This is a genomic window from Spirulina sp. CS-785/01 (assembly GCF_028330525.1).
Taxonomy (GTDB): Bacteria; Cyanobacteriota; Cyanobacteriia; order Cyanobacteriales; family Spirulinaceae; genus JAQMSD01.
Genome location: NZ_JAQMSD010000333.1, coordinates 1 through 2,644 on the forward strand (window position 1 = coordinate 1; position 2,644 = coordinate 2,644).

3 protein-coding genes and 1 pseudogene are annotated in these 2,644 nt (G+C 41.7%); all 4 read left to right on the forward strand.

Features of this window, described 5'->3' with window-relative positions; translation table 11 throughout:
• The coding region (locus PN462_RS22065; protein WP_272131011.1) for a serine/threonine protein kinase at positions 1–1,334 on the forward strand (1,334 nt) is incomplete at its 5' end.
• A gap of 148 nt (positions 1,335–1,482) precedes the next feature.
• Positions 1,483–1,812 (forward strand): type II toxin-antitoxin system PrlF family antitoxin, encoded by a 330-nt coding sequence (locus PN462_RS22070; protein WP_272131012.1) that lies wholly within the window; start codon positions 1,483–1,485, stop codon positions 1,810–1,812.
• Positions 1,809–2,306 (forward strand): type II toxin-antitoxin system YhaV family toxin, encoded by a 498-nt coding sequence (locus tag PN462_RS22075; protein ID WP_443029257.1) that lies wholly within the window; start codon positions 1,809–1,811, stop codon positions 2,304–2,306. Before PN462_RS22070 ends, PN462_RS22075 begins: the two co-directional genes overlap by 4 nt.
• Positions 2,307–2,361: 55 nt before the next feature.
• Positions 2,362–2,644: pseudogene (locus PN462_RS22080) on the forward strand (hypothetical protein); the annotation flags it as partial.

The window sequence follows — 2,644 nt, forward strand, 5'->3', positions numbered from 1 at the left end:
ATCGCTTCGCCAGAGAAGCCGCTATCCTAGAAGAATTAGGGGAACATCACCCCCAAATTCCCACCCTCTACGCCTATTTTGAAGCAGACGGACAATTTTATCTAGTCCAAGAATACATTGAAGGGGACACCCTCACCCAACGAATCCAACAACAAGGAACATTTAGCGAAAGTAGTGTCAAAGAACTTCTCAGCGAACTTTTGACCATCTTAGACTATGTACATAGTCGCAAAATTATTCACCGCGATATTAAACCTGATAATATTATTTTGCCTCATGGCAACAGCAAACCCGTTTTAATTGACTTTGGTGCAGTCCGAGAAACCATGGGGACAGTAGCCACCCCATCAGGGAGTCCTACCAGTTCCATTGTAATCGGGACTCCTGGATTTATGCCATCAGAGCAAAATGTCGGTCGTCCGGTGTTTTCTAGTGACTTATATGCGTTAGGACTCACTGGAATTTACTTATTAACCGGAAAAGTCCCTCAAGACTTAGAGAGTGATCACTTAACGGGGGAAATTACTTGGCGACAATATGCAGTCACCGTCTCTCCTACTTTAGCAGAAATTCTCGACAAAGCTATTCAATCTCATCCACGAGAACGCTTTGCCACCGCCAAACAAATGCTCGATGCACTCTATAATAGAAATGCCAATATTCTCCCCACTGTAACTTCCCCCTCTCCCAGTTCTCCTCCCTCTACCCCCCAAACGGTTGTCACCCAACCCTCTCCAAAATCCTCTCCTAATCTGATAAATAGCTTAATTATAGGAGGACTCCTTGCAGTAGGAATTATTGGCGGTTTTGCACTCACTAACACCTTACAATCCAACTCCACCTCCGAAACAACCAACCCAGAATCATCTCCTCAACCCTCTAATTCTCCTGCTATTCAACAAGCAGAAAATGCTCCTCCTCCCACGTCTCAAACTCCCTCCCAAGCTACCCCCAACCCATCTCCCTCCATCGTCATTAAACCCCAAACCCCTCCCTCTCAACCAACGATTGAACGTTCCTCTCCCACTCAATTTGTCGAAAATCATTATCTGTTATTAAATCAGCGTCAGTATGAAGTAACGTGGCAACGGCTTTCTACTAAGTTTCAGGGAATTTCACAAGGTTATACGGGATATACGAATTGGTGGAATAAAGTCCAAGAAATTAATATTGGTGCAGTTGATTTAGTGGATTTAACCCCAGAACGAGCAGTGGTCAAAGCAGATTTATATTATATCATGAAACAAGGCAATGATTTTAAAGATACCAAGCCGATGATTTATTTAATTTGGGATGAAAATAAAAATAACTGGTTGATTCACGAAAAGAAATAATCCAAAAAATAGAAAAACAGATTTTTTTGTACAGATTTTTTTGTAGTTTAATAACTGACCCCTCTTGACTTAACAATGTAGTTATATTACCTTAGTGATAGGTCAAGATATATTTAATCCAAAAAAAACAAAATTAACTATAGTGGCAATGAAAACGCCAAAGGTACAATCCAAACTAACCAAGCGTTATCAGACCACGATTCCTGAACCGATTCGTCAAGTGCTTGGTTTAAAGAAGTTGGATAAAATTACTTATACAGTCCAAGAGGATGGTCAAGTGGTCATTTCTCGCTTTAATCCTGAAGACCGAGAAAGCGATCCCATCTTGGAGCAGTTTCTGGATTTCTTAGTGCAAGATATGCAACAAAATCCGCAGAACATACAAGGGATAAGTTCTGATCTCATTGATCATCTTCAATCGTTAGTTGCAGATGTTGAGATTGATTTAGATGCTCCCCTGTTAGAGGAGGATGAATAGTTGTGTCTGACCCCCCTGTGATTAATGGGTGGACGATATTTGCTCATCCTCTTTTTCTTAATCAATTGGAGGGATTGCTCAAGAAAGTAGAGAGCGTGCAGGAAAAATATCCTCAAGACTACAAGAAGAAAAATGCGACAAAACGGTTAGCTGCGATCGTAAAACTTGCCTTTGAAGAAATTCCCCAAGACCCAACCCGTAAGAAGTATCGCCAAGGTACGACACTGGGAGAGGATTACAAGCATTGGTTTAGAGCTAAATTTTTTCAGCAGTATCGGTTATTTTTTCGCTATCATCAAGCCAGTCAAATTATTGTGTATGCTTGGGTTAATGACGAGAAATCTAAACGGTCTTATGGGAGTAAGACTGATGCTTATAACATCTTTCAAGCTATGTTAGAACAGGGAAATCCTCCCGATCAATGGGAAGACTTACTGAATGCGGCCAAAGCAGAAACCCATCGTTTGGGACAAGTTTGGCCAACTGAAATTTAAGGGTGTCTAATCTCTTAGAGTATATTAAGAACAACTCCCACCTATCTAAATGAGAATGACCTCAACCCTGTTAAACGATCGCTATCATATTATACGCTCTCTCGGACGTGGTGGCTTTGGCGAGACCTTTTTAGCAGAAGATACCCAAATGCCATCTCATCGTCGGTGTGTGGTCAAACTACTCAAACCTGTCACCCCTGATCCTCAAGTGTATCAGTTAGTCTGCGATCGCTTCGCCAGAGAAGCCGCTATCCTAGAAGAATTAGGGGAACATCACCCCCAAATTCCCACCCTCTACGCCTATTTTGAAGCAGACGGACAATTTTATCTAGTCCAAG